This window comes from Variovorax dokdonensis (genome assembly GCF_030316895.1).
GTDB classification, from domain to species: domain Bacteria; phylum Pseudomonadota; class Gammaproteobacteria; order Burkholderiales; family Burkholderiaceae_C; genus Variovorax; species Variovorax dokdonensis.
In genome coordinates, this window is record NZ_JASZYV010000004.1 from 258,923 (window position 1) to 283,323 (window position 24,401).

Consider the following 24,401-nt stretch of genomic DNA (forward strand, 5'->3'; position numbering starts at 1 on the left):
GCGACATCGCCGCAGGCGGGCCTGCAAGCCTTACTTCTTCGGGCGCGGCGCGCTGGTTTGCTGCGGCGTTGCGCCACCGTCCACGCCCAGTCGGCCACCGCCACCGAGGCCCTGGCCGCGCACCGTTTGCGCTTGATACTGGCGCAGCGAACGGACCATCTGGTTGTAGGCATCCATGAATGCCGCTGAGATGACCTTGCCCTGCGCCGTATTGGTATAGCCCCCTGCCCCGCCAGCCGCCGTACCGCCGAACAGGGCGCCCATCGCGCCGAAGTCCGTCTTCGAGGCACTGCCCTCGGAGGCCGCGACCTGCACGCCCGACCGGTTGTCGATCAGCGTCAGCATGGCGCTGGCTTCCTTCGTCTGCACGCTGCCGCCCAACGCGCCCAGCACGCCGCTGTAGCGTCCACCGACAAGGCCTGCCAGTGAAGCCGCACCGCCGCCGGCGTTGTTGTTGGCAAAGACGATCTCGGGCGACATGCCGTAGTCGGACGCCACCATCTGCCCCCGGCCGAAGTTGCTGCCCTGGCGCATCTCGCCCGACTGCGCCAATGCGCGTTCGCGGCTCATGGCGTTCATGCCGGCGGCGCCACGTTCCACGACGATGAAGCAGTTGGATTGCTGGATCAGCAGGCGCAGGAGGTTGGACGTCGGCGGCAGGCGGTATTCGTTGCGCAGGATCGTGTACCAGCCGGCCTGCTGGTTCTCGATGAGCGACACGGTGCCCAGCGATTCGGGGCATCGTTCGAGTGCCCCGCTGGCGTTGTCGCTCGCGGCGCCGGCCGCGCTGCCGGTGGCCATGGTCTTGGCGCTGGCGCTGCCCATCTGCATGTCGGTGGTTTCGCAGCCGCTCAAAAGCACAGCCGCAGACAATGCTGCGGCCGTCGCCGCCCACAAGTTGGTCTTCATCTCGCCCTCCAGGGAATGCACACTTTGGTGTACATCGGAGCATAGGGCGCCGCCATACCGCAGGCCAGTGCGCTTAAGGCAGATGGGCTGCCTGCAATCGCGCTATGTCATTCGGCGGATTCGCTCGATCAAGCCGTTGAGCGCATCGAGGGAGCCGAAATGGATGGCCAATTCGCCGCTCTGCTCGGTCTGGCCGTTTCGGCGCGTGCGCTTCTTGATGCGGACCTCCACCTCGGCGGTGAGCAGGTCGGCGAGCTCCTCTTCCACCCGCAACAGGTCGCGCGACTTCTCGCCTTCGCCACGGCCGGGGCGGGGCGAGGACGTGAGGTTGAATTCGGCGGAAAGCTTCTTGACCAGCGCCTCGGCTTCGCGAACCGAGAGCTTGCGCGCGACGATCTGGTTGGCCGCCGTGATCTGCGCCGCCTTGTCCAGCGCCAAAAGGGCGCGGGCATGGCCCATGTCGACATCGCCGGCCATCAGCATGTCCTGCACCGGCGCGGCGAGGTTGAGCAGACGCAGCAGGTTGCTCGCGGCGCTGCGCGAGCGGCCGACCGATTGCGCGGCCGATTCATGCGTCATGCCGAACTCGCTGACCAGGCGCTGCAGGCCCTGGGCTTCTTCCAGCGGATTGAGGTCTTCGCGCTGGATGTTCTCGATGAGCGACATGGCCGCCGCGGCCTCGTTGGGCACGTCGCGCACCAGCACCGGCACTTCGGCCAGGCCAGCGATGCGCGCAGCCCGGAAACGCCGCTCGCCGGCGATGATTTCGTACTCGGCGTTCTTGGCGCGCGCCGATTCATCGTCGAGTCGGCGCACCAGGATCGGCTGCATGATGCCCTGGGCCTTGATGCTCTCGGCCAGCTCGTACAGGGCGCCTTCGTCCATGCGGGTGCGAGGCTGGTAGACGCCTGGCACCATCTTGTCCAGCGACAGCGTATTGGGCTGCTGCGCCGCCGCCCCAGCGCCCTCGCCCGACGCTTGCGCCTCGGAATCCGTGCGCGCAGCCGGCCCCAGCAGTGCTTCGAGCCCGCGGCCCAGTCCCTTGGGTTTCTTGGTGACCATGAGTGTGTTGTCCGTTCTTCAGTTCTTGGGTGGGGAGGCCAGCAAGTCCTCGAGCAGGTGCCGGCCCTCGGACCAGTCGCCAAGGCCGGATTCGGCGTTGATGTGGCCCAGGGGGCCGGCGTCGATGTAGTTGGCGCCCCAATCTCGCGCCATGTCGCGCGAACGCTCGGCGCTGCAGAAGGGGTCGTTGTCGGCGGCGACCATGCAGGCCGCAAAGGGGAGTCGCTGCCGAATGATGGGTGCCCAGCCTGGAATCATCTGGCGAAGGTCGTCGCGCTCGGTGTCGCCGGGCGCCACCAGCAAGGCGCCGCGGACCTTGTGGGTCAGCCGCGAATGGGCAGCCCAGGCGGCCACGAGGATGCAACCCAGACTATGGGCCGCGAAGGCCACCGGCCGGCTGGATGCCAGAACGGCCTCTTCCAACTGAATCTGCCAGTCGCCGCGCAGGGGGCGCATCCAATCGTGCTGCTGCACGCGGATGTCGCCATGTTTCGCCTCCCAGCGCGATTGCCAATGCTCGGGTCCGCTGTTCTGCCAGCCGGGCAGCAACAGCACCTGGACGTCACTCATGCGCTATGGATTTTGTAGCAAGATGGTGCATTGCGGGAGCTCGGGAGTTCTATTCCGGCGACGCTTCCGACGCGGGCGCAGGCTCTGCAGCCGACGGCGCGACGGCCGGCGTGGGCGATGCACTGGATGGCGCCGCGGCCGGCGCCGAACCTGCTGCACCTGCCGCACCTGCCGCGGCCACGATCGGCGCCGGAGGCATCTTCACAATCATTTCCTGCGCGAAGGCGACGAATGCCTGGCTGCCTCGGGCCGATGGGTCGAAGGCCACGCCCGGCAAGCCGTAGCTCGGCGCTTCTGCCAGCCGAACATTGCGGGGAATGACGGTGTCGAAAACCTTCTCGCCGAAATGCGCCTTGAGCTGGTCGCTGACCTGCTGTTGCAGGGTGATGCGGGGGTCGAACATGACCCGAAGCAGTCCGATGATCTGCAGGTTCTTGTTGAGGTTGGCGTGCACCTGCTTGATGGTGTTGACCAGGTCGGTCAGCCCCTCGAGCGCGAAGTACTCGCATTGCATCGGGACGATGACGCCATGCGCCGCGCACAGACCGTTGAGCGTCAGCAGGCTCAAGCTGGGAGGGCAATCGATGAGGATGAAGTCGTATTCGGCGCCCACCGTCGCCAAGGCGGTGCGCAGGCGTTTCTCGCGCCGGTCGAGCTCCACCATCTCCACCTCAGCGCCCGCGAGTTCGCGGTTGGCGCCCAGAACGTCATAGGCGCAGTCCGCCTCCACCAGCCGTTCGGGCCGCACCCGCGCCTCGGCCACGGAGGCGGATTCGAGCAGCACGTCGTACACGCTCAGCTCGAGTTGGCGCTTGTCCACGCCCGAGCCCATGGTGGCGTTGCCCTGCGGATCCAGGTCGATCATCAGGACGCGCTGGCCCTGCCGCGCGAGGCCGGCAGCGAGATTGACCGTGGTGGTCGTCTTGCCGACGCCACCCTTCTGGTTCGCGATGCAAAAGATACGAGCCATGCGAATGCGTCAGTTGGAAATCGCGAGCTTGATGCCAAAGCCCACAAGGAAGATGCCGGCCAGCTTTTCGAGCGCTCCGGAGATCTTGGGATTGGCGCGGATGCGCTCCGCCAGGAAGTGGGACAGCAGCACGACGGACAAGGCGTAGATGAAGGTCAGAACCGCAATGGTCAGCGCCATGAAGCCGAAGGTCCGCAGGCCTTGGTGCTGGCTCGGATCGATGAACAGCGGGAAGAAGGCCATGTAGAAGACGATGGCCTTGGGATTGAGCAGCGTGATGAAGAAAGCCTGCCTGAAATACTGCCGGGGCCGGATGTTCAGGACCGGCGCGTCGCCCGGCTTGGCACGGATCATCTTGAAGCCGAGCCAGGCGAGATAAAGCGCGCCCAGCCATTGAACCGCATGAAATGCCGTGGGATACGCAGCCAGGAGCGCAGCGACGCCAGCCACTGCAGCCCACATCAGGCACTGGTCGCCAGCGATCAAACCGAAGGTTGCGCCCATCCCGGCTCGGATACCACCCTTCCCTGTCGAGGTGATCAGCGCCAGATTGCCCGGTCCTGGAATAGCGAGGAAAACAACGATGGCGGCCACAAAGGCGCCGTAATCAGCAATGCCGAACATGGGAAAGGCCGGTTTGGATGGGAGCACCCGAGTCTACGCGAGGCAGTCCGGACGCGGTGGCGCGCTCGGCGCTCATTGCGCCGCGCGGCTGAAATTTTGGTGTGGGTCAGCCCGAAATCGGGCGAATCCAGACGATGCAGCGCTCGGCGTCCAGGCCCGGAACGGTGAGCTGTTCCACGTGAAACACTTCGACGTCGGACGGAAGATCGGCGATTTCGTCCGTGGGCAATTTGCCCTTCATCGCCATCCAGCACCCACCCGGAGCGATGAGTTCCGCGGAGCCCCTGACAAAGTCGGTCAGCGACGCAAAAGCCCGTGAACAGACCACATCGAAGCGCCCACCCATCGTTTCGACGCGCGCGTGCCGGCCGTTGAGATGCGGCAGGTTCAACTCCGCCGACACCTGCCGGATGAACGCCGCCTTCTTGGCGACTGCATCGACACACGTTACCGAGAGGTCGGGCCTCATGATCGCAATGACTGCGCCGGGAAGACCCGCACCCGAACCCACGTCCAGCAATCTCGCCGCGCCCGGACACTGCCGCTGGAGCGGGCCGACCACCGAGAGGCTGTCCAAAAGATGGTGGCTCAACACCTGCTCAGGAGAGCGCAGCGCCGTCAGGTTGTAAACCTTGTTCCATTTCAGGATGAGGTCGGCATACGCCTGGAGACTGGCACATTGAGCATCGCTCAAGCTCAAGCCCATCGCCTCTGCGCCCTGGCGCAGCAACGCATCGCGGTCGCCGCTCATTGGGCTGCGACTTCAGAAGCAGCGGCCTTCTCTTGCGACGCAGGTTCGCCAGTGAAGGCGCGGTAGCCGCCCTTGCGCAGGTGAATCATCAGCAACGAGATGGCGGCCGGCGTCACGCCGGAAATTCGCGATGCCTGACCCAGGGTTTCGGGCCGATGCTTGGCCAGCTTCTGCCGGACTTCAATGCTGAGCGCAGCCACCTGGGAATAGTCCAAGTCGTCTGGCAGCTTGAGCTTTTCGAAGTGCGATGCCCGTTCGACCTCGTCCTGCTGGCGATGGATGTAGCCGGAGTACTTGGCTGCGATCTCCAGTTGCTCGATCTCGACCTCACCCAGATTGGCCCCCTCTTCCGCCACGTACTTGCCGCCGTCCAGCGACATCAGTGCCGCGTAGCTCACACCCGGTCGGCGTAGCAGGTCGGCCAGGTTGTACTCGCGTTCGATGGCCTTGCCGAGTACCCGCTCCGACTCCTCCGCCGGCAGATTGCGCGGGTTTACCCAGATGGATTTGAGACGCTCTGTTTCACGTGAAACAGCGTCGCGCTTGCGCGAGAAAGCATCCCACCGGGCGTCGTCCACCAAACCGAGTTTCCGCCCGATCTCCGTCAGGCGCATGTCGGCGTTGTCTTCACGAAGTTGAAGGCGGAACTCGGCGCGGCTCGTGAACATGCGGTACGGCTCGGTCACCCCCTTGGTGATCAGGTCGTCGACCAGCACACCCAGATAAGCCTCGTCGCGCTGCGGCACCCAAGGTGCCTCGCCGCGAACTTGCAGGGCAGCATTGACGCCGGCGAACAGGCCTTGTGCCGCAGCCTCTTCGTAGCCCGTCGTACCGTTGATCTGCCCGGCAAAGAACAGGCCGCGGATGGCCCGCGTCTCGAAGTGACTCGTCAGCCCGCGCGGGTCGAAGTAGTCGTACTCGATCGCGTAGCCGGGGCGAAGGATGTGCGCTTGTTCCAGACCTGGAATCGAACGGACCAACGCGTACTGAATGTCGAAAGGCAGGCTCGTGGAAATGCCGTTCGGGTAGTACTCGTTCGTACTGAGCCCTTCGGGTTCCAGGAAGATCTGATGGCTGTCCTTGTCGGCAAACCGGTTGATCTTGTCCTCGACGCTCGGGCAGTAGCGCGGACCGACGCCTTCGATCTTTCCCGTGAACATCGGGCTACGGTCAAAGCCGGAACGGATGATCTCGTGCGTCTTCTCGTTGGTGTGGGTGATCCAGCAGGGCATCTGCTGCGGGTGCATGTCGGCCCGGCCCAGGAAACTGAACACCGGCATCACCGGGTTGGGGCTGCCCGGCATCCCGTCGCCCGGTTGTTCGGTGCACTTGGAAAAGTCGATGCTGCGGCCGTCCAGGCGCGGCGGCGTGCCCGTCTTCAAGCGACCTTGAGGGAGCTTGAGTTCCTTCAATCTTGCCGACAGGCTGACCGCCGGCGGATCGCCCGCCCGGCCAGCCTGATAGTTGTCCAGCCCCACGTGAATGCGGCCATCCAGGAACGTGCCGGCCGTCAGAACCACCGCGCGAGCGCGAAAGGCGATGCCTACTTGCGTGACGGCGCCAACCACCCGATCGCCCTCGACCATCAGGTCGTCCACGGCCTGCTGGAAGAGGCTAAGGTTCGGCTGGTTCTCGAGACGGCGCCGAATGGCGGCCTTGTAAAGCACACGGTCTGCCTGCGCCCGAGTCGCCCGCACCGCCGGACCCTTGCTCGAATTGAGGATCCGAAACTGGATACCGCCCTCGTCCGTGGCCAGCGCCATGGCGCCGCCCAGAGCGTCGATCTCCTTGACGAGGTGCCCCTTGCCGATCCCGCCGATCGACGGGTTGCAACTCATTTGCCCAAGGGTTTCGATGTTGTGAGTCAGGAGTAAGGTGCGCGCACCCATGCGCGCCGAGGCCAAGGCGGCCTCGGTGCCCGCGTGGCCACCGCCGACGACGATGACATCGAATTCTTCGGGATAGAGCATTGGAGAAGGGGCGCAAATGACGCTTGCGCTGCGGTTCAGGGGAACCGGCAATTTTAGCGCCCCACTGCCTGTTTCGCACGCAATTGCGTGGATCGCCCTTCATGCTGCCGGACGTCCATGCGGCATGAATGCTCAATCGTTCGCTATGCTTTTAATAGCAACGCGCGGGCGGCGGACGAAGCGTGCCGCCTTCTGCCGGTCACACCGGTCAAAACCTTCCAGTGGTTGCGGGTCACCTGGAGCACTTTCTGAACGCGCTGAGCCGGTGAGACCGCGGCGTCCCTGCCGCCGCGGACATCCCATGTTGCGCTGTGGATCAACACGGGCGGCATGGCTAGTCGATCATCTTCTTGGCGGCACCGACCCCGAGGGCGGCGAGAACCACAAAGATCAGCGCCAGCACCAGGAACAGGCCGAACAGCAGCTTGGCGACGCCCGCCGACGCGGCGGCGACGCCCGTGAAGCCCAAGGCACCGGCAATGAGGGCAATGATCGCGAACACGATGGCGTACTTCAACATGGATCTCTCCTTGATCTTGAACATCGCAGCAGACGGATTCGCTGCGAGTGCATGCAAGCGTAGGCACGGGCTTTGTCCTGCCCCATCGGCACCGGACCCAACGACCCGTAGGACAACGCCATCAGCCGCAAGTCGCTAGGATTTGCCCGGCGGGCAAAAGCCCCGCCCAAAACATCAACCAAAAGGACACTTGCGCATGAAGCTCTACTACTCGCCCGGCGCCTGCTCGCTGTCGCCCCACATCGCACTGCTCGAGTCCGGCCTGCCCTTCGAGGCGGTGCTGGCCAGCACCAAGAGCCACAAGCTGGCCGATGGCACCGACTACTACGGCATCAATCCGCTCGGCTATGTGCCGATGCTCGAATTCGACGACGGCAGCCGCCTGCGCGAAGGCCCGGCCATCGTCCAGTACATCGCCGACCAGGCGCCCGCGAAGAAGCTCGCGCCCGCCAACGGCAGCCTGGAGCGCTATCGCCTGCAGGAATGGCTCACCTTCACCGGCATGGAGCTGCACCGCGGCTTCACGCCCCTGTTCAACCCCAACATGCCCGAGGAAGCCAAGGCCATGGCACGCGAGCGACTGGTCTCGCGCCTCAAGTGGGTCGACGCGCAGCTCGAGGGCAAGCAATACCTGATGGGCGACGATTTCACCGTGGCCGACGGCTACCTGTTCACCGTCACCAATTGGGCCAAGCCCATGAACATCGATCTGTCCGGCATGCCGAATCTGCTTGCATACCGCGAACGCGTCGCGGCGCGCCCGGCCGTCCAACAAGCCATGAAATCCGAAGGCCTTCTCAAGTAGGCCCGCGTCGAGGTTGTGCCGGCGCGCTTACGCTCCCCCACAACCTCGACAACAACAGGAAAACATGCCCTCTCTCTTCGATCCCGTCAAAGCCGGCGACCTCCAACTGGCCAACCGCATCGTCATGGCGCCGCTCACGCGCAACCGCTCGCCGAACGCCATTCCCAACGACCTCACGGCCACCTACTACGCCCAGCGCGCCACGGCCGGCCTGCTCATCACCGAAGCGACCGCCATCAGTCACCAGGGACAAGGCTATGCCGACGTGCCAGGCCTGTATGGCACCGAACAGCTCGACGGCTGGAAGAAAGTGACCAATGCGGTCCACGCCAAGGGCGGCAAGATCGTGGTGCAGTTGTGGCACGTGGGACGCGTCTCGCACACCGAGCTGCAACCCGATGGCGGTCAGCCGGTCGCGCCTTCGGCCATCGCGGCCAAGACCAAGACCGTGCTCATCAAGGACGGCGTGCCCACGTTCGTCGAAACCTCCATGCCACGCGCCCTCGATGCCAGCGAACTGCCCGGCATCGTGCACGCCTACCAGGCCGCCGCGCGCAACGCGGTCGAAACCGCGGGCTTCGACGGCGTCGAACTGCATGGCGCCAACGGCTACCTGCTCGACCAGTTCCTGAAGACCGGCAGCAACAAGCGCACCGACGACTACGGCGGCAGCATCGAGAACCGTGCCCGCCTGCTGCTCGAAGCCACGCGCGCCGTGGTCGACGCCGTCGGCGGTGGCCGCACGGGCATCCGCCTGTCGCCCGTCACGCCGGCCAACGACGTGGTGGACGACGACCCGCAGCCGCTGTTCGAATACGTGGTGCGCCAGCTCGCCACGATGAACCTCGCCTACATCCACATCATCGAAGGCGCCACCGGCGGACCGCGCGAGATCGACGATCGCCCCTTCGACTACGAGGCCCTCAAGACCGCCTATCGCGAAGCCGGCGGCAAGGGTGCCTGGATGGTCAACAACGGCTACGACAAGCCGCTGGCCGACGAAGCCGTGAAAGAAGGCGATGACCTGGTCGCTTTCGGCAAGCCCTTCATCGCCAACCCCGACCTGGTGCGTCGCCTTCGCGAGAACGCACCGCTCAACGCGGTCGACAAGGCCACCATGTACGGCGGCGGCGCCAAGGGCTACACGGACTATCCGACGCTGGCCTGATCGCCTGAAGGACGGCGGCTGCCGCTGCCCTCCTTCGTCCCCGACGGGCGCCAGCGCCGCAGCAGGAGCGCGTTGGACATCACGCTCACGCTCGACATCGCCATTGCCGCGCCGGCCACCACGGGGCTGAGCAGCCCGAACGCGGCCAGGGGAATGCCGGCCACGTTGTACGCAAAGGCCCAGAACAGGTTCTGCCGGATCTTGGCGACGGTGCGGGCCGACACCTCGAAGGCATCCGCCACCAATGACAGGTCGCCCCGCATGAGCGTGATGCCGGCGGCTTCCATCGCCACATCGGTGCCGTTGGCCATCGCCATCCCGACATCGGCCGCGGCCAGGGCCGGCGCGTCATTGGCCCCGTCGCCGACCATGGCCACCACGCGGCCCTGGGCACGAAGGGCACGGACCTCGGCCGCCTTGTCGCCTGGCAGCACCTCTGCGCGCACCTCCTGCGCATCGATGCCCAGACGCATGGCCATTGCCTCGGCAGCGCGGCGGTTGTCGCCGGAAATCATGACCACCCGCAAGCCCCGCGCTCGCAGCCGTGCGACAGCTTCGGCAGCACCGGGCTTGGGCTCGTCGGCAAAGGCGAGCAACGCGACCAATGCCGGCCGATCGGCCGCCTCCAAGCGCAACAACGCCGACACCGTGGCGCCTTGCGTGCCCAGCGGTCCAAGCAACGCGTCGCCGATCGGAACGCTCAGTTCCTCGCACCATCGCAGGCTGGCCAGCGCCCAGCGCTCGCCATTTGCCGAGGCAGTGCCACCGCTCACCCAGCCTTCCATGCCGCGACCTGCCACGGCGCGCAGATCGTGCGCCTGCGCCGCCGCGATTCCGGCGGCGTTGGCGGCATCGAGCACCGCCCGCGCCAATGGGTGGCTGCTGCCGGACTGCAGCGCCGCCGCCACTTCCAGCCAACGACGCGCATCGCCGTGCCCACCCAGTTCGTTCGCATGGATGTGCTCGCCCTGCGCCGACAGCAGCGCCGTCAATCGCGGATGGCCGACGGTCAGCGTGCCCGTCTTGTCGAAGGCCACGGTGTCGACGCGATGCGCGGTCTCCAGCGCCGCGGCGTCCTTGATGAGAATGCCTGCGCGCGCGGCCACGCCGGTGCCCGCCATCACCGAAACCGGCGTGGCCAAGCCCAATGCACATGGGCAGGCGATCACCAGCACCGCCACCGCGTGAACCCAGGCGGATTCGGCATCCGCCCCGGCCAGCCACCACCCGAGCAGCGTGACCACGGCAATGCCGAGCACCACCGGCACGAACACCGCGGCCACCTTGTCGACCAGCCGCTGGATGGGCGCCTTGGCCGCCTGCGCGTCTTCCACCAGCCGGATGATGCGCGCCAGCACGCTTTCGGCACCCACGGCCCGCACCTCGACCAGCAGCCGGCCTTCCCCGTTGACCGAACCGCCTGTGACCATGTCGCCCGTGGACTTGGGCACCGGAAGCGGCTCACCGGTGAGCATGGATTCGTCGACCGACGAGCTGCCCTCGGCCACCTGCGAGTCGGCAGGCACCCGCTCGCCGGGCAGCACGACCAGCCTGTCGCCGCCCAACAGTTCGCTCACCGGCACATCGCTCAACTTGCCATTGCGCGGATTCAGCAAGTGGGCCACTTCCGGCCGCAGCGCCTGCAAGGCACGGATGGCCGAGGTGGCCTGGCGCTTCGCGCGTGCCTCGAGCCACTTGCCGAGCATCACGAGCGCGATCACCACCGCCGACGCCTCGAAATACAGATGCGGCGCGTGCCCTTCCGGAGCGCGCCACCAGAGCCACAGCGACAGCCCGAACGCGGCACTGGTGCCCATGGCCACCAGAAGGTCCATGTTCCCAGTGCCGGCACGCACCGCATGCCAGCCGGCGCGGTAGAAGTGCGCGCCCAGCCAGAACTGCACCGGAGCGGCCAACGCGAATTGCCACCATGCCGGCAGCATCCAGTGCACGCCGAACGGCGCAAGCAGCATCGGCGCCACCAGCGGCGCACAAAGCAGCAAGCCTGCCGCAACGGGGCCGAAGCCGGTCCATGCCGAATCCGACCCTTCACCCGCTTCGAGACTCGACGCCTCGCGCGGCTCGTAGCCCGCATCGCGCACCGCACGGCGCAGCCGCGCCTGCAGTTCGTCGTCCGGCACGGCCATCACCCGAGCGCTCTCGGTGGCAAGATTGACGGATGCCTCCTGCACCCCGGGCACCTTGCGCAGGGCACGCTCCACGCGTCCCACGCACGAGGCGCAAGTCATGCCGCTCACGCCCAGGTCGATCGGCTGAAGGGTTGCAGTATTGGTTGTCATGCCTGGCAGCGTATTCCTTCACATCATGTGAAGGTCAAGCCCTTGCATCGAAAATCCCGAACTGACGCATGGGCTTGACTCTTACATCATGTCAAGGTTGATACTGGGTCGTTCCATTCTTCAAGGTCGGTACGCATGAACCATCACGAAATACAGGTCAGCGGCATGAGCTGCAACCACTGCATCAATGCCATCAAGGACGCGCTGGCCGACCTCGATCCCCAGGCACAGGTCCACGTCGACCTGCAAGGCGGCCTGGTCGTCGTCGATTCGGAACAGCCGCTCGAAGCTCTGCGCAACGCCATCGTCGAAGCTGGCTACGCCGTGCCATGACCTCCAACATGCCAAGCTCCGACGCAACGCTGCTGATCGGCGACGCCGCGCGCCTGTCGGGCATCTCGGCCCGCATGCTGCGCCATTACGAGGACCTGGGCTTGCTGGGCGAGGTGCGCCGCAGCGAATCCGGGTACCGACGCTACAGCCTGTCGGACGTACACACCTTGCGCTTCATCAAGCGCTCGCGCGATCTGGGCTTCTCGATGGACCAGGTCACCGAACTGGTCGGCCTCTGGCGCAACCGGCGCCGCACGAGCGCCAGCGTCAAGCGCGTGGCGCAGGCGCACTTGCAGGAGCTGGAACAGCGCATCGCGGAAATGCAGGCCATGCAGCGCACGCTGGCCCACCTGGTGCATTGCTGCCATGGCGACCAGCGGCCCGACTGCCCCATCCTGGACGACCTGTCGCGCATCGACCCGCCAAAAGCCGAAGCCTGAGTCCGCCCGCCAACGGCGCCGCGGCTACCATCGACCCATGTCCAACCAGCAACGCGTCCTGATCGCCGAAGACGAGTCCGGCATCGCGGACACCCTGCAGTACGTGCTCAAGAGCGATGGCTTCGTGCCCGTGTGGTGCTCCACCGCGCAGAAGGCACTGGACAGCTTCGCCGCCGAACGGCCCGCCATCGTCATCCTCGACGTCGGCCTGCCCGACATGAACGGCTTCGAGCTGTTCAAGCGCCTGCAGGCCCTCACGCGCAACGGCGGCGGCCCCGAAGTGCCCATGCTTTTCCTGACCGCGCGCAGCGACGAGATCGATCGCGTCGTCGGCCTCGAACTGGGCGCGGACGACTACATCACCAAGCCCTTCTCGCCGCGCGAACTGCTGGCACGCGTGCGCACGATCCTGCGCCGCAGCGGCATGTCCGCGCAAGGCGCTCCGGCAACGCCGGCGCCCGCCGCGCCATCGGCGGCCGTCGAATCGCCCACGCCCTTCGCGCTGGACGACGAGCGCCGCCAGATCCGCTTCTATGGCCGCGCACTCGATCTTTCGCGCTACGAATTCGGCTTGCTGCGGCAGATGGTTCAGCGCCCGGGCCGCGTGTTCACCCGCGACGAACTGCTCGCCCTGGTCTGGGACGAGTCGAGCGAAAGCTTCGACCGCACCGTCGATGCGCACGTCAAGACCCTGCGCGCCAAGCTGCGCGAAGTGGCGCCGGGCATCGAGCCCATCCGCACGCTGCGCGGCGTGGGCTATGCACTCGCCGAAGACCTGCCGGCGAAGGCCCCATGACGCGGCTCGCGCATTCCGCCTGATGCCCCGCCCATCCGCACGCAGCGGCGCCCTTTCGCAGCGCACCCGCATCTTCATCGGCATCCTGCTGATCTACTTCGCGGGCATCGGCGTGTTGCTCTACCGCGTGGTGTCGGACATCGATCCGCGCTACCGCGAATCGGCCGAGGAATCTCTGGTCGAGGTTTCCCAGCTCATGGCCAGCCTGGTCGAACAGGATGTGATCGCCGGCGCGATCCACACCAGCCGGCTCGAATCCCTGTTTCGATCGGCCTACGCGCGCGAGTTCTCGGCGCAGATCTACAGCCTGCACAAGACGCGGGTGGAACTGCGCATGTACGTGGTCGACCGCAACGGGCGCGTGATCTTCGATTCCACCGGGCGCGACACGGGCGCCGACTATTCGCGCTGGGCCGACGTGCGCCGTGGCCTGGCCGGCCAATATGGCGCACGCACCACGCGCGACATTCCCACCGACCCGCACACCTCCGTCATGTACGTGGCTGCGCCCGTGCGATGGGGCGACGAGATCGTGGGCAGCGTGAGCGTGGGCAAACCGGTGCAAAGCTTCGGCCAGTTCGTGCAGGATGCGCGCGCCCGCACGCTGGCCGTGGGCGTCGGGTCGGCCATCGCCCTGCTGCTGCTGGCGCTCATCGTGTCGGTGTGGCTGGTGCGGCCCTTCGGCCTGATGTCCGACTACTGGCGCTGGATGCGCCGCCAGCGCGAATTCAATCTCGGACGCATGACGCGCCGCGCCGTGGACACGCTGCGCGGCGGCCTGCGAGAGATCCGCGATTCGCTGGCGGGACGAAGCTACGTGGCCGACTACGTGCAGACCTTCACGCACGAGATCAAGAGCCCGCTGTCGGCCATTCGCGGCGCCGCCGAGCTGCTGCAGGAGCCGGGCATGAACGAGGCCGAGCGTGCGCACTTCCTGGCCAACATCAGCAACGAGACCCAGCGCATCCAGGACATCGTCGACCGGATGATGCAGCTCACCGCCCTCGAAACCCAGCGCGCGCTGGACCGCAGCGAGATGGTGGCCCTCGGCCCGCTGCTGAACGAAGTGGCCGCCGCCTCGCAGGGCGCGGCCTCCCAGCGGCAGATCCGCCTGCATGTGGCGATCGACAGCAACGCGCGCGTGGAAGGCGATCCTTTTCTGCTGCGCCAGGCGCTGACCAATCTGGTCGACAACGCCATCGACTTCTCGCCTTCCGATGCGGAAGTGGCGCTGGCCCTGCATGTCGGCCCGCGCGAGGCACGCATCACCGTTCGCGACCACGGCCCGGGCATTCCCGACTATGCGCGCGACCAAGTGTTCGAGAAGTTCTATTCGCTGGCGCGGCCGCACAACAGCAGGCGCAGCACCGGCCTCGGCCTGGCCTTCGTCAAGGAGATCGCGACCCTGCACCGGGGCCGCATCGAACTGGCCAACGCGCCTCGCGGTGGAGCCATCGCCACGCTCACGCTGCCGCTGCTGGCGCCCGGCTGAAGCCGCGCGCCAGCGACTCGCGCAGGCCGGCCCTCAGCGGAAGAGATCCAGGATGCTCTTGCGGCGTTCGGCATTCGCCGGCGGTGGCGCAGGTGCCACCACCCCCGCCTCAGCGGGCATGTTGCTGCCGAAGCCCGGCACCGAGCCCGGTGCGACGGTCTGCCAACCCGAAGGCGAGAAAGGCGCTGAACCGCTGCTGTCCACACCCAGGCTGGCCACCGCACGGCCAGGCGGGTAGTCGTCGTAGTACCACTCGCCGTCGAGCATGGCCACGCCATCGGGCGCCTGCGACTTGGCCACCGGCACGCCCTTGAGGGCCGTCTGCATGTAGGACGTCCACACCGGCAGGCTCAGGCTGCCTCCGGTCTCGCCGCGCACGCCGAGTTGTCGCGGGTTGTCGTAGCCGATCCAGGCGATGCCCACCATGCTGGGCTGAAAGCCCGCGAACCAGGTGTCGTACGAATCATTGGTCGTGCCGGTCTTGCCGTACAGGTCTTCGCGGCGCAGCGTGCGGTAGGCGCGCGAGCCGGTGCCGTTCTTGACCACGCTTTGCAGCAGCGAGCGCATGATGAAGGCATTGCGCGCCGGAATCGCGCGCATCGATTCGTCCAGCGCCGGCTCGTCGGCCTGGAACAGCACCTGCGCGTTGCGCTCCACCACCTTGGTCACGAGCAAGGGCGTGACGCGGTAGCCGCCATTGGCGAACACGCTGTAGGCCACCGCCATCTGCATCGGCGTGACCGAACCCGCGCCCAGCGCCATCGGCAGGTAAGGCGGTTGCTTGTCGGCGTCGAAGCCGAAGCGCGTCACCCAGTCCTGCGCGTAATTGGTGCCAATGCTTTGCAGCACGCGGATAGTCACCATGTTCTTGGACTTCTGCAGCGCCTCGCGCAGCGTCATGGGTCCTTCGAAGCCGCCGTCGTAGTTCTTGGGCTCCCAGGGCTGGCCGCCGGTGGTGGCGCGGTCGAAGAAGAGCGGGCCGTCCTCCACCACCGTCGAAGGCGCGAAGCCTTTTTCGAGCGCGGCCGAATAGATGAACGGCTTGAAGCTCGAACCTGGCTGACGCCAGGCCTGCGTGACGCGATTGAACTGCCCACGCGCGAAATCGAAACCGCCCACCATCGCCTTGACGGCGCCGGATTGCGGGTTCATCGCGACGAAGGCGCCTTCCACCTCGGGCAGCTGCACCACTTCCCAATCGCCCTTGGCGTTCTTGACGATGCGCAAGATGGCGCCACGCGCCACGCGCTGGCGCGCATCGGCACGCGAAGACAGGCCTCCCTGCACCAGCCGCAGCCCGGCGCCATCGATGGTCACCGTGCTGCCGTCGCGCCGCGCCAGCTCGAGCTTCTTCGGCTCGGCCTTGAGCACCACGGCCGATTCCACCTGCTCGTCGCCCGGGTGCGCGGCCAGGGCTTCGTCGACGGCGTCGTCCACATCATCGGGCGCATCCGGCAGCGACACGGTCTGCTCCGGGCCGCGCCAGGGTTGGCGGCGTTCGTAGTCCAGCAAGCCGTTGCGCAAGGCCTGCCAGGCCGCAGTCTGGTCCTTCGAGTCGATGGCGGTCGTCACCGTCAGGCCGCGCGTGTAGGCGCTTTCGCCGTACTGCGCGACCATCTGTTGGCGCACCATCTCCGCCACGTATTCGGCATGCAGGCGGGGCGCGTCGGAATCGGCGCGCAGCTTGAGCTTTTCCTGCCGCGCCAGCTCGGCCTGCTCATGCGTGATGAAGCCCAGCGATTCCATGCGCTCGATGACCCACAGCTGCCGCGCGCGGGCGCGGCGCGGGTTGACCACCGGGTTGTTCGCGCCGGGTGCCTTCGGCAGGCCGGCCAGCATGGCGGCCTCGGCCACGGTGATGTTCGCAATGGGCTTGCCGAAGTAGGCCTCGCTGGCCGCCGCGAAGCCGTAGGCCCGCTGGCCCAGGTAGATCTGGTTCAGGTAGATGGTGAAGATCTGGTCCTTGGAAAGCTCATCCTCCAGGCGCAAGGCAATGATCGCCTCGCGCAGCTTGCGGCTGAAGGTGCGCTCGGGCGTCAGGTAGACGTTCTTCGCCACCTGCTGCGTGATGGTGGACGCGCCCTGGTTCAGCCCATGCAGCGTGTTCGACACGATGGCACGCATCAGGCCTACGGTGTCGATGCCGCCATGCTCGTAGAAGCGCGCGTCCTCGGCGGCCAGCACGGCGTTGCGCATCACCATGGGAATCTGGTCGAGCGGCACCAGTTGCCGGCGCTCCTCGCCGAACTCGCCGATGGTGACGCCATCGGCCGTCAGCACGCGGAGCGGCAGCTTGGGCTGGTAGTCGGCCAGTTGCCGCACATCCGGAATGCTGGGATAGACGAGCGTCACGGCCACGCCCACCAGCAGCACGCCAGCCAGCGCCGAGCCGCCGACGATCAGCGCGATCCAGCCCCACACCCCGCGCGGAAGGTGCCATCTGCGTGCGCCGCGGGCGCGTCCGGTCTTCGAGTTCTTCTTCGATCTGTCTTGCTGAGCCACTGAGGCACTCCTCGCCAACTTCGATGGGAACGGATCATCCGTTCCCTGCTGAAGCAAGTATGAAGTCCTGCCCCGGTCAACTTCACACAGTTTTCACACAGGCCGACGCGAGTTCCCGAACTCTTCCTACGCCCTTCGCACGCGGACGCAACAGTGCCGTCCGGGAGAGGCGCACATCCCGTGCGACCACCATCGAGAAGAAGGACCCCTCATGCCATCGCACCGCCGTGCCCGCCAGCTCTGGATCGTGACCCTGATGCTGGCCATCGCGTGTTTCATCCTGTTGCTGACCCAACCGGCGCAGGCGCAGGATCTGCCGCGCCAGAAGACCGAAAGCCCCTATTTCCAGGTGCGCGGCGGCGATGCCTCGCTCGACCGCCTGCCGCTCAAGTCGACCGACGTCGATGTGCAGATCGCCGGCCCGATTGCACGGGTGCGGGTCACGCAGGCCTATCGCAACGAAGGCACCCGCACCCTGGAGGCGAGCTACGTTTTCCCGGGCTCCACCCGCGCCGCGGTGGATGGCCTGACCATCCGCCTGGGCAACCGGCTCGTGGAAGCCACGATCCGTGAAAAGCAGCAGGCGCGCCGCGAATACGACGAGGCGCAGAAAGAGGGCAAGACCGCGGCACTGCTGGAGCAGCACCAGCCCAACGTCTTCCAGATGAAGGTGGCCAACATCCTGCCTGGCGACGAGGTGCGGGTGGAGTTGCGATACAGCGAACTGCTGGTCCCCGAAGACGGCCAGTACCAGTTCGTCTTTCCTACCGTGGTCGGGCCGCGCTACAACAGCCCCGCATCGGAGAACGCGCAAGCCAGGTGGGTCGCGCAGCCGATCCTGCGCGCAGGCGATCCACCCACCGCGCGGTTCTCGATGAAGGTGGGCATCGACACGCCTGTGCCGATCGCCACGTTGCGCAGCCGCACGCATGCGGCGGACATCGCGCACGAGACCGGGTCGCGGCATGCACAACTGACGCTGGGTCCGGACGCCAACGCGGCCAATCGCGACTTCGTGCTCGACTTCAGCCTCGCCGGCGCCGCCATGCAGACCGGCGTGATGCTCTATCCCGGCCAAGGCCCCGACGCGGAGAACTTCTTCCTTGCGATGGTGCAGCCGCCCGCCTCCGTGCCCGCCCAGTCGGTGCTGCCGCGCGAATACATCTTCGTGGTCGACATCTCCGGCTCGATGCACGGCTTCCCGCTCGACACGGCCAAGACCATGCTCAACCGCCTGATCGGCGGCCTGCGACCCAGCGACACCTTCAACGTGATGCTCTTTGCCGGCAGCAACGAGATGCTGTCGCCACGCTCGGTGCCCGCGACCCGCGCCAACATCGACCGCGCGGTGCAGATGCTCGGGCAGACGCGCGGCGGCGGCAGCACCGAGCTGATTCCGGCCTTGCGCGAGGTCTACCGCTATCCGCGCAGCGAGCAGGTCTCGCGCACGGTGGTGGTCGTGACCGACGGCTACGTCACTGTGGAGCGCGAAGCCTTCGAACTGGTGCGTCGCAACCTGTCGCAAGCCAACGTGTTCGCCTTCGGCATCGGCAGCTCGGTCAACCGGCACCTGATCGAAGGTCTGGCCCGCGCAGGCATGGGCGAGCCCTTCGTCATCACCGACCCGGTGCAGGCCGAACGCGAAGCGGCGCGCTTTCGCCGCATGGTCGAATCGCCTGTGCTCACGCAGGTCAAGGCGCGCTTCGAAGGCCTGGATGCCTACGATGTGACGCCGCAAGCCCTGCCCGACGTGCTGGGCAATCGTCCGCTCGTCGTCTTCGGCAAATGGCGCGGCAAGCCGCAGGGCCGCCTGGTCATCGATGGCAAGAGTGCCCAGGGCCCGTGGCGCGAATCTCTTGCCATCGGGAGCGACAACGTCAAGCCCGATGCCACGGCCCTGCAAAGCCTCTGGGCGCGCCACAAGGTCGCAGAGCTGGAAGACCAGGCCGCACTGGAAGGCGGCGACGCGTTGCGCGAACCCATCACGCAGATGGGGCTGCGCTATCGCCTGCTCACCTCGCACACCAGCTTCATCGCGGTCGACCACGTCGTGCGGGCCAGCCCGGCGGACGGCAGCACGCGCGTCGACCAGCCCCTTCCGCTGCCGCATGGCGTGAGCGAGCTGGCCGTGGGCGACGCGAGCGGCGGCGTCACCGTGCCAGGCACACCGGAGCCCGAAACGCTTGGCGCGATGGCGCTCGTGCTGTCGATGCTGGCCATGCTGCATCGGCGCGCACGGCGCCGCGATCCGCGTCGATTCACCGAATGAGCTTTCACGAATCCACACACCAAGGCAGATCGCCATGAACCTTTCCCGACTCGCCGCGCAGCATCCCCGCCTGTTCGACGGCTGCCTGCACATCGACCGCCTGCCGCCATTGCTGTGGCTGGCACTTCAGGCCGCGGCGCTGCTGCCGACCTGGCTGTGGATGGCACGCCGTGCCACCGACGGCTCGGACGATCCGCTGGGCCTGCTGGCGTTGTCGGCGCTGGGCCTGCTGGTCTGGCGCGAACGCCGCGCCTTGCGCGCGGCGCCGGTGCTGGGCTGGATGGCCGCCGCAGGCATCGCCACGCTGGCTGCCACCGCCATGCGCAACGGACTCGGGCCGCTGCCCGCATGGCCGCCGCTGGTCAGCGCGCTGGCCGCGGTGCTGGCGCTGGCCGCCGGCCTGCTGGCATTGCTGCCGCGCCGGGTCGCCGCGGCGCCTGTGCTGGGGCTGGCGGTGCTGGCGCTTCCGCTGCTGGCCTCGCTGCAGTTCTACGCCGGCTATCCGCTGCGCGTGGTGTGCGCGGAGGCCAGCCGGCTCTTGCTGTCGCCATGGTTCTCGCACGTGCAGCGCGAAGGCTCGAGCCTGCTGGTCGATGGCCTGCCGGTGATCGTCGACGCGCCCTGCTCCGGTGTCCAGATGGCCTGGTTCGGCTACTTCGTCGCCTGCAGCGTGGCGTTGTGGTGCGGGCTGGGCAATCGCGCTTTCATGGCGCGCCTGCCGGTCGTCGGCGCCCTCGTGCTGGTGGGCAACATCGTGCGCAACAGCCTGCTCATCGGGCTGGAGGGCGCCGGCATGGCGCCATCGCCGGCCATGCATGAAGCGGTGGGGCTGGCCATGCTGGCACTGGTGTGCGCCGTGGTCGCGTTCGCAATGACACCGCGCACCGAACGCCGCAGCTCGGCCTCGATGGTCGACCTGACGCCGCAACCCGTCTCATCGCGCCAGGCCTGATCGCAAGACGCCACACCCATGTTCAACCCACCTTTGGTTCCATTCATGCGCAACTTGTTCGCCAACCGCTTTCTCCACCGCGCCGCGCACAAGGCGCTCTTCGCCGGCCTGATGCTCGTGTGCGTGCTGTGGTCGTCCGTGCATGCCTGGGTGTCGGCACCTGCGCCGGTCGCAACGCGCACGCACATCGGCGCCGAATGGCCCACGCAGTGGGATGGCGCGCCGCTGCGGCCCCTCGCGCTCGGCGATGTCGAGCAGCGCTTTGCCCGGCAGTTTCCCGGTGCCATGACCCGCATGACCGATGGCCGCCGCACGATGGTGATGCGCCGCGTCGACACACCCACCCGCATGCTGCACCCCGCCACCGACTGCTACCGCGCTCTGGGCTTCAAGGTGAGCGACGAGCGGCTGGTGCAGGACGCCCAGGACCGCCGCTGGCGCTGCTTCACCGCCGGAAAGGACGGCATGCCGACCCTGTCGGTCTGTGAGCGCATCGAGGATGCACAGGGCCACGCCTTCACCGACACGTCTGCCTGGTACTGGTCCGCCGTACTCGGCGATTCGACCGGCCCCTGGCAGGCCGTGACGGTCGCCGCGCCGGCCACCTGATTCGCGCCCGCCGGGTCGCCCGGCCTCGATTCAGGCGGCGCGCCGGAACTCGCTGGGGCTCTCGCCCGTGAAGCGCCGGAACGCGCGGCTGAAGTGCGAGAGGTTGCCGAAGCCGCAGGACAAGGCGATGTCGGTCACGCCCCGGTGCGCCTGCGTCGGATCGCGCAGGGCCGCCGCGCAGGCCGTCATGCGCTCGCCCAGGATGTAGGCATGCAGCGTGTCCTCGCCGTCGGCGAAGGCGTTGTGAAGGTGCCGCTTGCTGCAGTTCAGGGCCAGGGCGATGCTGTCGATCGACAGCCCCGGATCGCCCAGGTGCCGCGCCACGTGCGCGCGGATGCGATCGCGCAGCGCCTCCCGCTGGGTCTGCCCGGTCTGCTGCCCGCTCACCTCCATCAACGACAGGCGTACCAGCTGCACGATGAGCTCGCCCGCACCGCGCGCCGCCTGCTCGCTCATGTGCGGCAGCTCCTGGTAGGTGTTGCGCATGGTCTCCAGCGCCACGCGCGAGATGCCGCTGGCGCCGCCCACGCGGCGCGCCATCAGCGCATCGAGCGGCAGGCCCGGCATCGCCAGCTGCGCCTTGGGCACCATGACGATCAAGTGGTCGGTGCGCTCGGGGTTGGCCACCATGTATTCGCGCGTGGTGTCGTAGATGGTCCAGCCGCCCTCGCGCACCGCCGCCTCCCGCCCGCGCTGCGCCACCGCCGCACTGCCCTGCCAGGGCGCGACGATCTTGAGGTAGGCCTCTTCGCTGTGGCGCGCCATGTCGGCGCTGCGCAGCACGCGGTGGCGGGTGGCCTCCAGCCGCGTCAGGATCACGTCGCCAGCGCGCGAGGCCGCGATGTGGCCTTCGAACTGGCCATCGTCGCCATACAGGTCCGACTCCAGGCCGTCGAAGTGGCGCGCGATCCACTCGCGCCACTGCGCGCCGCGCTCGCGCTGCGGAATGGGGTCGGTGCTCAGAAGCGTGGAAGCTTCCATGAGTTGCTGCTCCTCGAAGTGGATGGCGCGGTCACAAATGAACACGATTGTCCGGCCCGCGCGGGCCCTGAGCGCCGCAGGGTTAACCCCGAGCGCCATGCACGCAGCGTCAAGTCCTTGTGCACGCCGCGCAAAGCAGCCGACCGCCCTTGTTCCTACGATGCCGCGACCGGCTCCGTGCAGGCCGGAACGAGGAGACACGCCATGACCCATTCGAACCCCCGCCCATCCCGCCAGCAGCCCACCCGTCGGCGCGTCATCCAGGGCGCCGCGGCAGCCCTGGGCGCGGCCGGCTTCGCGCCGCAGTTGTTCGCGCAGAGCGCGCCGGTCCGCATCGGCTATGCGATTGCACGCACCGGCCCGTGGGCCGCGGGTGCGCAGGTCAGCCAGGAACCCAACTACCTGCTGTGGGCCGAGCAGGTGAACGCCGCAGGTGGACTGGACGTGAAGGGCGCCAAACGCCAGATCGAACTGCAGGGCTACGACGATCGCAGCGAGACCGAGACCTGCGTGCGCACCTACCAGAAGCTCATGGGCAGCGACAAGGTCGATCTGATACTGCCGCCGTGGGGCTCGGGTGCGAACTTCGCCATCGCTCCGCTGGCCAACCGTGCCGGCTACCCGATGCTCGCGCCCACCGCCTTGTCGCGCAAGCTGATCGACATGCAACTGCCCTACTTCTTCTCGCTGCTGCAGCAGCCCGACAAGATGATGGGCGCGCTGGTCGACCTGCTGGTGGCCCAGAACGTCAAGACCGTCGCCATCGTCTACATGGACGACCTTTTCGGGCTGGAGAACTTCGCGGCGCTCAACAACGCGCTCAAGAGCACTTCGATCCAGGTGCTGGAGCGCAAGAGCTATCCGCTGGGCGTGAAGGACCTGGCGCCGGTGCTGCGCAGCATCCAGGACATGAAGCCCGACGCCTTCATCGGCATCACCTATCCGCCCGACACGCTGCTGGTGAGCCGCCAGTCGCGCGAGATCGGCTTCAACCCGGCCTACTTCTACGCCTCGGTGGGCACGGCCTTCCAGCTCTACAAGAACGTGATGCAGGCGAACACTGAGGGCGTGATTGGCATGGGCTCCTGGAACGTCAAGACCAGCGCGGGTGCCAAGGCCTACTTCGACGCGCACGTGAAGAAGTTCAACAAGGAGCCGGACCGCTGGGCCAGCGGCCATTGCTGGGCCGGCCTGGAGATCCTGCAGCAAGCGGTGGCACGCGCCGGGCTCGACCGCAAGGCCCTGCGCGACCTGATCGCCAAGAACGAGTTCCAGACCATCCTTGGCCCGATCCGCTTCGAGGGCAGCGAGAACGCCTCGATCCCCGGCACCGTCAGCCAATGGCAGGGCAGCGACTTCGAAGTGGTGTGGCCGCCGGCGCGCGCCACGGCCAAGCTGGTCGCCCCCAAGCCGGCCTGGAAGGGCTGATACCGCCATCCCGCGCGGGCCAGCCATGGTCCGCGCATCGCCCTCTTCGTCTTTCATCTCCTTCCATGTCTTTCACCTCCTGGGCCGAGCTGCTCGCGGGCGGCCTGATCACCGGCGGCATCTATGCGCTGGTGGCCATCGGCCTGAACCTGCAGTACGGCCTCATGCGCATCATGAACATCTCGCACGGCGAGTTCCTGATGTTGGGCGCCTTCATCACGTGGTGGGCCAACACGGCGCTGGGCCTGTCGCCGATCCTGATGATGCCGGTGGCCTTCGTGCTGCTGGGCCTGCTGGGCGTCGCCATCCACGCGCTGTGCTTTCGCCAGCTGGCGGCGCGCGCGCCGAATGTGGACGTGTTCGAGGCGCGCAGCCTGATGGTGGGCTTCGGCCTCATGTTCGCGGTGCAGAACGCAGCCCTGCTCGCCTGGGGCGGCGACCTGCGCGGCTATGAATACCTGGCCGAGCCGGTGCAGCTGGCCGGCATGCGATTCACGGCCAACAAGCTGCTCATCTTCGGCGTCTCGCTGGTGCTTTGCGTGGCGTTCATCGCGCTGCTCAAGTTCACGCTGCTGGGCAAGGCGGTGCGCGCCCTCATGCAGTCGCCCACGGGCGCACAGCTCGTGGGCATCAACACGCGGCGCCTGCATCCGCTGATGTTCGGCGTGGGCCTGGGGCTGTCGGGCGTGGCCGGCGCGCTGTTGTCCACCACCTACGACATCAACCCGTCGATGGGCGAGCCCTACACCGTCACGGCGCTCATCGTCATCACGCTCGGCGGCTTCGGCTCCATCGTCGGCAGCCTGGCCGGCGGCCTGCTGCTGGGCGTGGTGGAAGCGCTGGGCATGCACTTTTCAAGTCCCTCGCTCAAGATGCTCCTGTCCTACGGCGTGTTCATCGGCGTGCTGCTGTGGCGGCCCAACGGCCTGTTCTCGAAGAAGCGCTGAGCC

Annotated in this window: 22 protein-coding genes; 11 read left to right on the forward strand and 11 right to left on the reverse strand. The window is 67.1% G+C overall.

The window, feature by feature from the left end; translation table 11 throughout:
• Window positions 1-30 precede the first annotated feature (30 nt).
• The 8 genes from QTH91_RS19745 to QTH91_RS19780 form a co-directional block, all read right to left on the reverse strand.
• Window positions 31-909, reverse strand: a complete 879-nt coding sequence (locus QTH91_RS19745; RefSeq protein WP_286661848.1) for a CsgG/HfaB family protein — start codon at window positions 907-909, stop codon at window positions 31-33.
• A gap of 102 nt (window positions 910-1,011) precedes the next feature.
• Window positions 1,012-1,971: a ParB/RepB/Spo0J family partition protein gene (locus tag QTH91_RS19750; protein WP_286661849.1), complete on the reverse strand. Its 960-nt coding sequence runs from the start codon at window positions 1,969-1,971 to the stop codon at window positions 1,012-1,014.
• An 18-nt stretch (window positions 1,972-1,989) separates the two neighbouring features.
• Window positions 1,990-2,541: an RBBP9/YdeN family alpha/beta hydrolase gene (locus tag QTH91_RS19755; RefSeq protein ID WP_286661850.1), complete on the reverse strand. Its 552-nt coding sequence runs from the start codon at window positions 2,539-2,541 to the stop codon at window positions 1,990-1,992.
• 49 nt (window positions 2,542-2,590) lie between these two features.
• Entirely contained in the window at window positions 2,591-3,511 is a 921-nt protein-coding gene (locus tag QTH91_RS19760) for a ParA family protein (protein ID WP_286661851.1), read from the reverse strand.
• Window positions 3,512-3,520: 9 nt separating this feature from the next.
• On the reverse strand, window positions 3,521-4,135 hold the full coding sequence (locus QTH91_RS19765) for a LysE family translocator (RefSeq protein WP_286661852.1): 615 nt from the start codon (window positions 4,133-4,135) through the stop codon (window positions 3,521-3,523).
• Window positions 4,136-4,241: 106 nt separating this feature from the next.
• On the reverse strand, window positions 4,242-4,886 hold the full coding sequence (gene rsmG / locus QTH91_RS19770) for a 16S rRNA (guanine(527)-N(7))-methyltransferase RsmG (RefSeq protein ID WP_286661853.1): 645 nt from the start codon (window positions 4,884-4,886) through the stop codon (window positions 4,242-4,244).
• Window positions 4,883-6,856 (reverse strand): tRNA uridine-5-carboxymethylaminomethyl(34) synthesis enzyme MnmG, encoded by a 1,974-nt coding sequence (gene mnmG, locus QTH91_RS19775; protein WP_286661854.1) that lies wholly within the window; start codon window positions 6,854-6,856, stop codon window positions 4,883-4,885. The genes rsmG and mnmG overlap by 4 nt, the downstream gene beginning before the upstream one ends.
• 334 nt (window positions 6,857-7,190) lie before the next feature.
• Window positions 7,191-7,376 (reverse strand): DUF1328 domain-containing protein, encoded by a 186-nt coding sequence (locus QTH91_RS19780; protein WP_286661957.1) that lies wholly within the window; start codon window positions 7,374-7,376, stop codon window positions 7,191-7,193.
• Between the two features lie 196 nt (window positions 7,377-7,572).
• Between QTH91_RS19780 and gstA the strand changes: the two genes are divergently transcribed.
• Window positions 7,573-8,181, forward strand: coding sequence for a glutathione transferase GstA (gstA, locus tag QTH91_RS19785; RefSeq protein ID WP_286661855.1), 609 nt, complete (start codon window positions 7,573-7,575; stop codon window positions 8,179-8,181).
• Between the two features lie 64 nt (window positions 8,182-8,245).
• Window positions 8,246-9,349 carry an alkene reductase gene (locus QTH91_RS19790; RefSeq protein ID WP_286661856.1) on the forward strand — a complete coding sequence of 368 codons (1,104 nt, stop codon included), beginning with the start codon at window positions 8,246-8,248 and terminating at the stop codon, window positions 9,347-9,349.
• Here the strand turns inward: QTH91_RS19790 and QTH91_RS19795 are convergent.
• A complete protein-coding gene (locus QTH91_RS19795; RefSeq protein WP_286661857.1) occupies window positions 9,331-11,649 on the reverse strand; it encodes a heavy metal translocating P-type ATPase in 2,319 nt (772 codons plus the stop codon). The genes QTH91_RS19790 and QTH91_RS19795 overlap by 19 nt on opposite strands.
• A 135-nt stretch (window positions 11,650-11,784) precedes the next feature.
• Between QTH91_RS19795 and QTH91_RS19800 the strand changes: the two genes are divergently transcribed.
• From QTH91_RS19800 to creC, 4 genes are read left to right on the forward strand one after another with little or no spacing between them, the layout of a single operon-like run.
• On the forward strand, window positions 11,785-11,982 hold the full coding sequence (locus tag QTH91_RS19800) for a heavy-metal-associated domain-containing protein (RefSeq protein WP_286661858.1): 198 nt from the start codon (window positions 11,785-11,787) through the stop codon (window positions 11,980-11,982).
• 8 nt (window positions 11,983-11,990) lie between these two features.
• Window positions 11,991-12,422, forward strand: coding sequence for a Cu(I)-responsive transcriptional regulator (cueR, locus tag QTH91_RS19805; protein WP_286661859.1), 432 nt, complete (start codon window positions 11,991-11,993; stop codon window positions 12,420-12,422).
• Window positions 12,423-12,459: 37 nt separating this feature from the next.
• A complete protein-coding gene (creB, locus tag QTH91_RS19810; protein WP_286661860.1) occupies window positions 12,460-13,218 on the forward strand; it encodes a two-component system response regulator CreB in 759 nt (252 codons plus the stop codon).
• 22 nt (window positions 13,219-13,240) lie between these two features.
• Entirely contained in the window at window positions 13,241-14,710 is a 1,470-nt protein-coding gene (gene creC, locus QTH91_RS19815) for a two-component system sensor histidine kinase CreC (RefSeq protein WP_286661861.1), read from the forward strand.
• A gap of 33 nt (window positions 14,711-14,743) precedes the next feature.
• Here the strand turns inward: creC and QTH91_RS19820 are convergent, their stop codons facing one another.
• On the reverse strand, window positions 14,744-17,212 hold the full coding sequence (locus QTH91_RS19820) for a penicillin-binding protein 1A (protein ID WP_390369030.1): 2,469 nt from the start codon (window positions 17,210-17,212) through the stop codon (window positions 14,744-14,746).
• Window positions 17,213-17,423: 211 nt separating this feature from the next.
• Between QTH91_RS19820 and QTH91_RS19825 the strand changes: the two genes are divergently transcribed.
• From QTH91_RS19825 to QTH91_RS19835, 3 genes are read left to right on the forward strand one after another with little or no spacing between them, the layout of a single operon-like run.
• Window positions 17,424-19,481 carry a VIT and vWA domain-containing protein gene (locus tag QTH91_RS19825; protein ID WP_286661862.1) on the forward strand — a complete coding sequence of 686 codons (2,058 nt, stop codon included), beginning with the start codon at window positions 17,424-17,426 and terminating at the stop codon, window positions 19,479-19,481.
• A 34-nt stretch (window positions 19,482-19,515) separates the two neighbouring features.
• The gene (gene xrtQ, locus QTH91_RS19830) at window positions 19,516-20,433 is read left to right on the forward strand and encodes an exosortase Q (RefSeq protein WP_286661863.1); all 918 of its coding nucleotides are present in this window, start codon (window positions 19,516-19,518) and stop codon (window positions 20,431-20,433) included.
• Between the two features lie 45 nt (window positions 20,434-20,478).
• Window positions 20,479-21,042 (forward strand): hypothetical protein, encoded by a 564-nt coding sequence (locus QTH91_RS19835; protein ID WP_286661864.1) that lies wholly within the window; start codon window positions 20,479-20,481, stop codon window positions 21,040-21,042.
• Between the two features lie 30 nt (window positions 21,043-21,072).
• Here the strand turns inward: QTH91_RS19835 and QTH91_RS19840 are convergent, their stop codons facing one another.
• A complete protein-coding gene (locus QTH91_RS19840) occupies window positions 21,073-22,023 on the reverse strand; it encodes a helix-turn-helix domain-containing protein (RefSeq protein WP_286661865.1) in 951 nt (316 codons plus the stop codon).
• 204 nt (window positions 22,024-22,227) lie between these two features.
• On the opposite strand from QTH91_RS19840, the gene QTH91_RS19845 reads away from it, so the two are divergent.
• Together QTH91_RS19845 and QTH91_RS19850 are read left to right on the forward strand one after the other, a co-directional pair.
• Complete coding sequence (locus QTH91_RS19845) at window positions 22,228-23,451, forward strand: amino acid ABC transporter substrate-binding protein (RefSeq protein ID WP_286661866.1); 1,224 nt, start codon at window positions 22,228-22,230, stop codon at window positions 23,449-23,451.
• 65 nt (window positions 23,452-23,516) lie between these two features.
• A complete protein-coding gene (locus QTH91_RS19850) occupies window positions 23,517-24,398 on the forward strand; it encodes a branched-chain amino acid ABC transporter permease (protein ID WP_286661867.1) in 882 nt (293 codons plus the stop codon).
• Window positions 24,399-24,401: the final 3 nt, after the last annotated feature.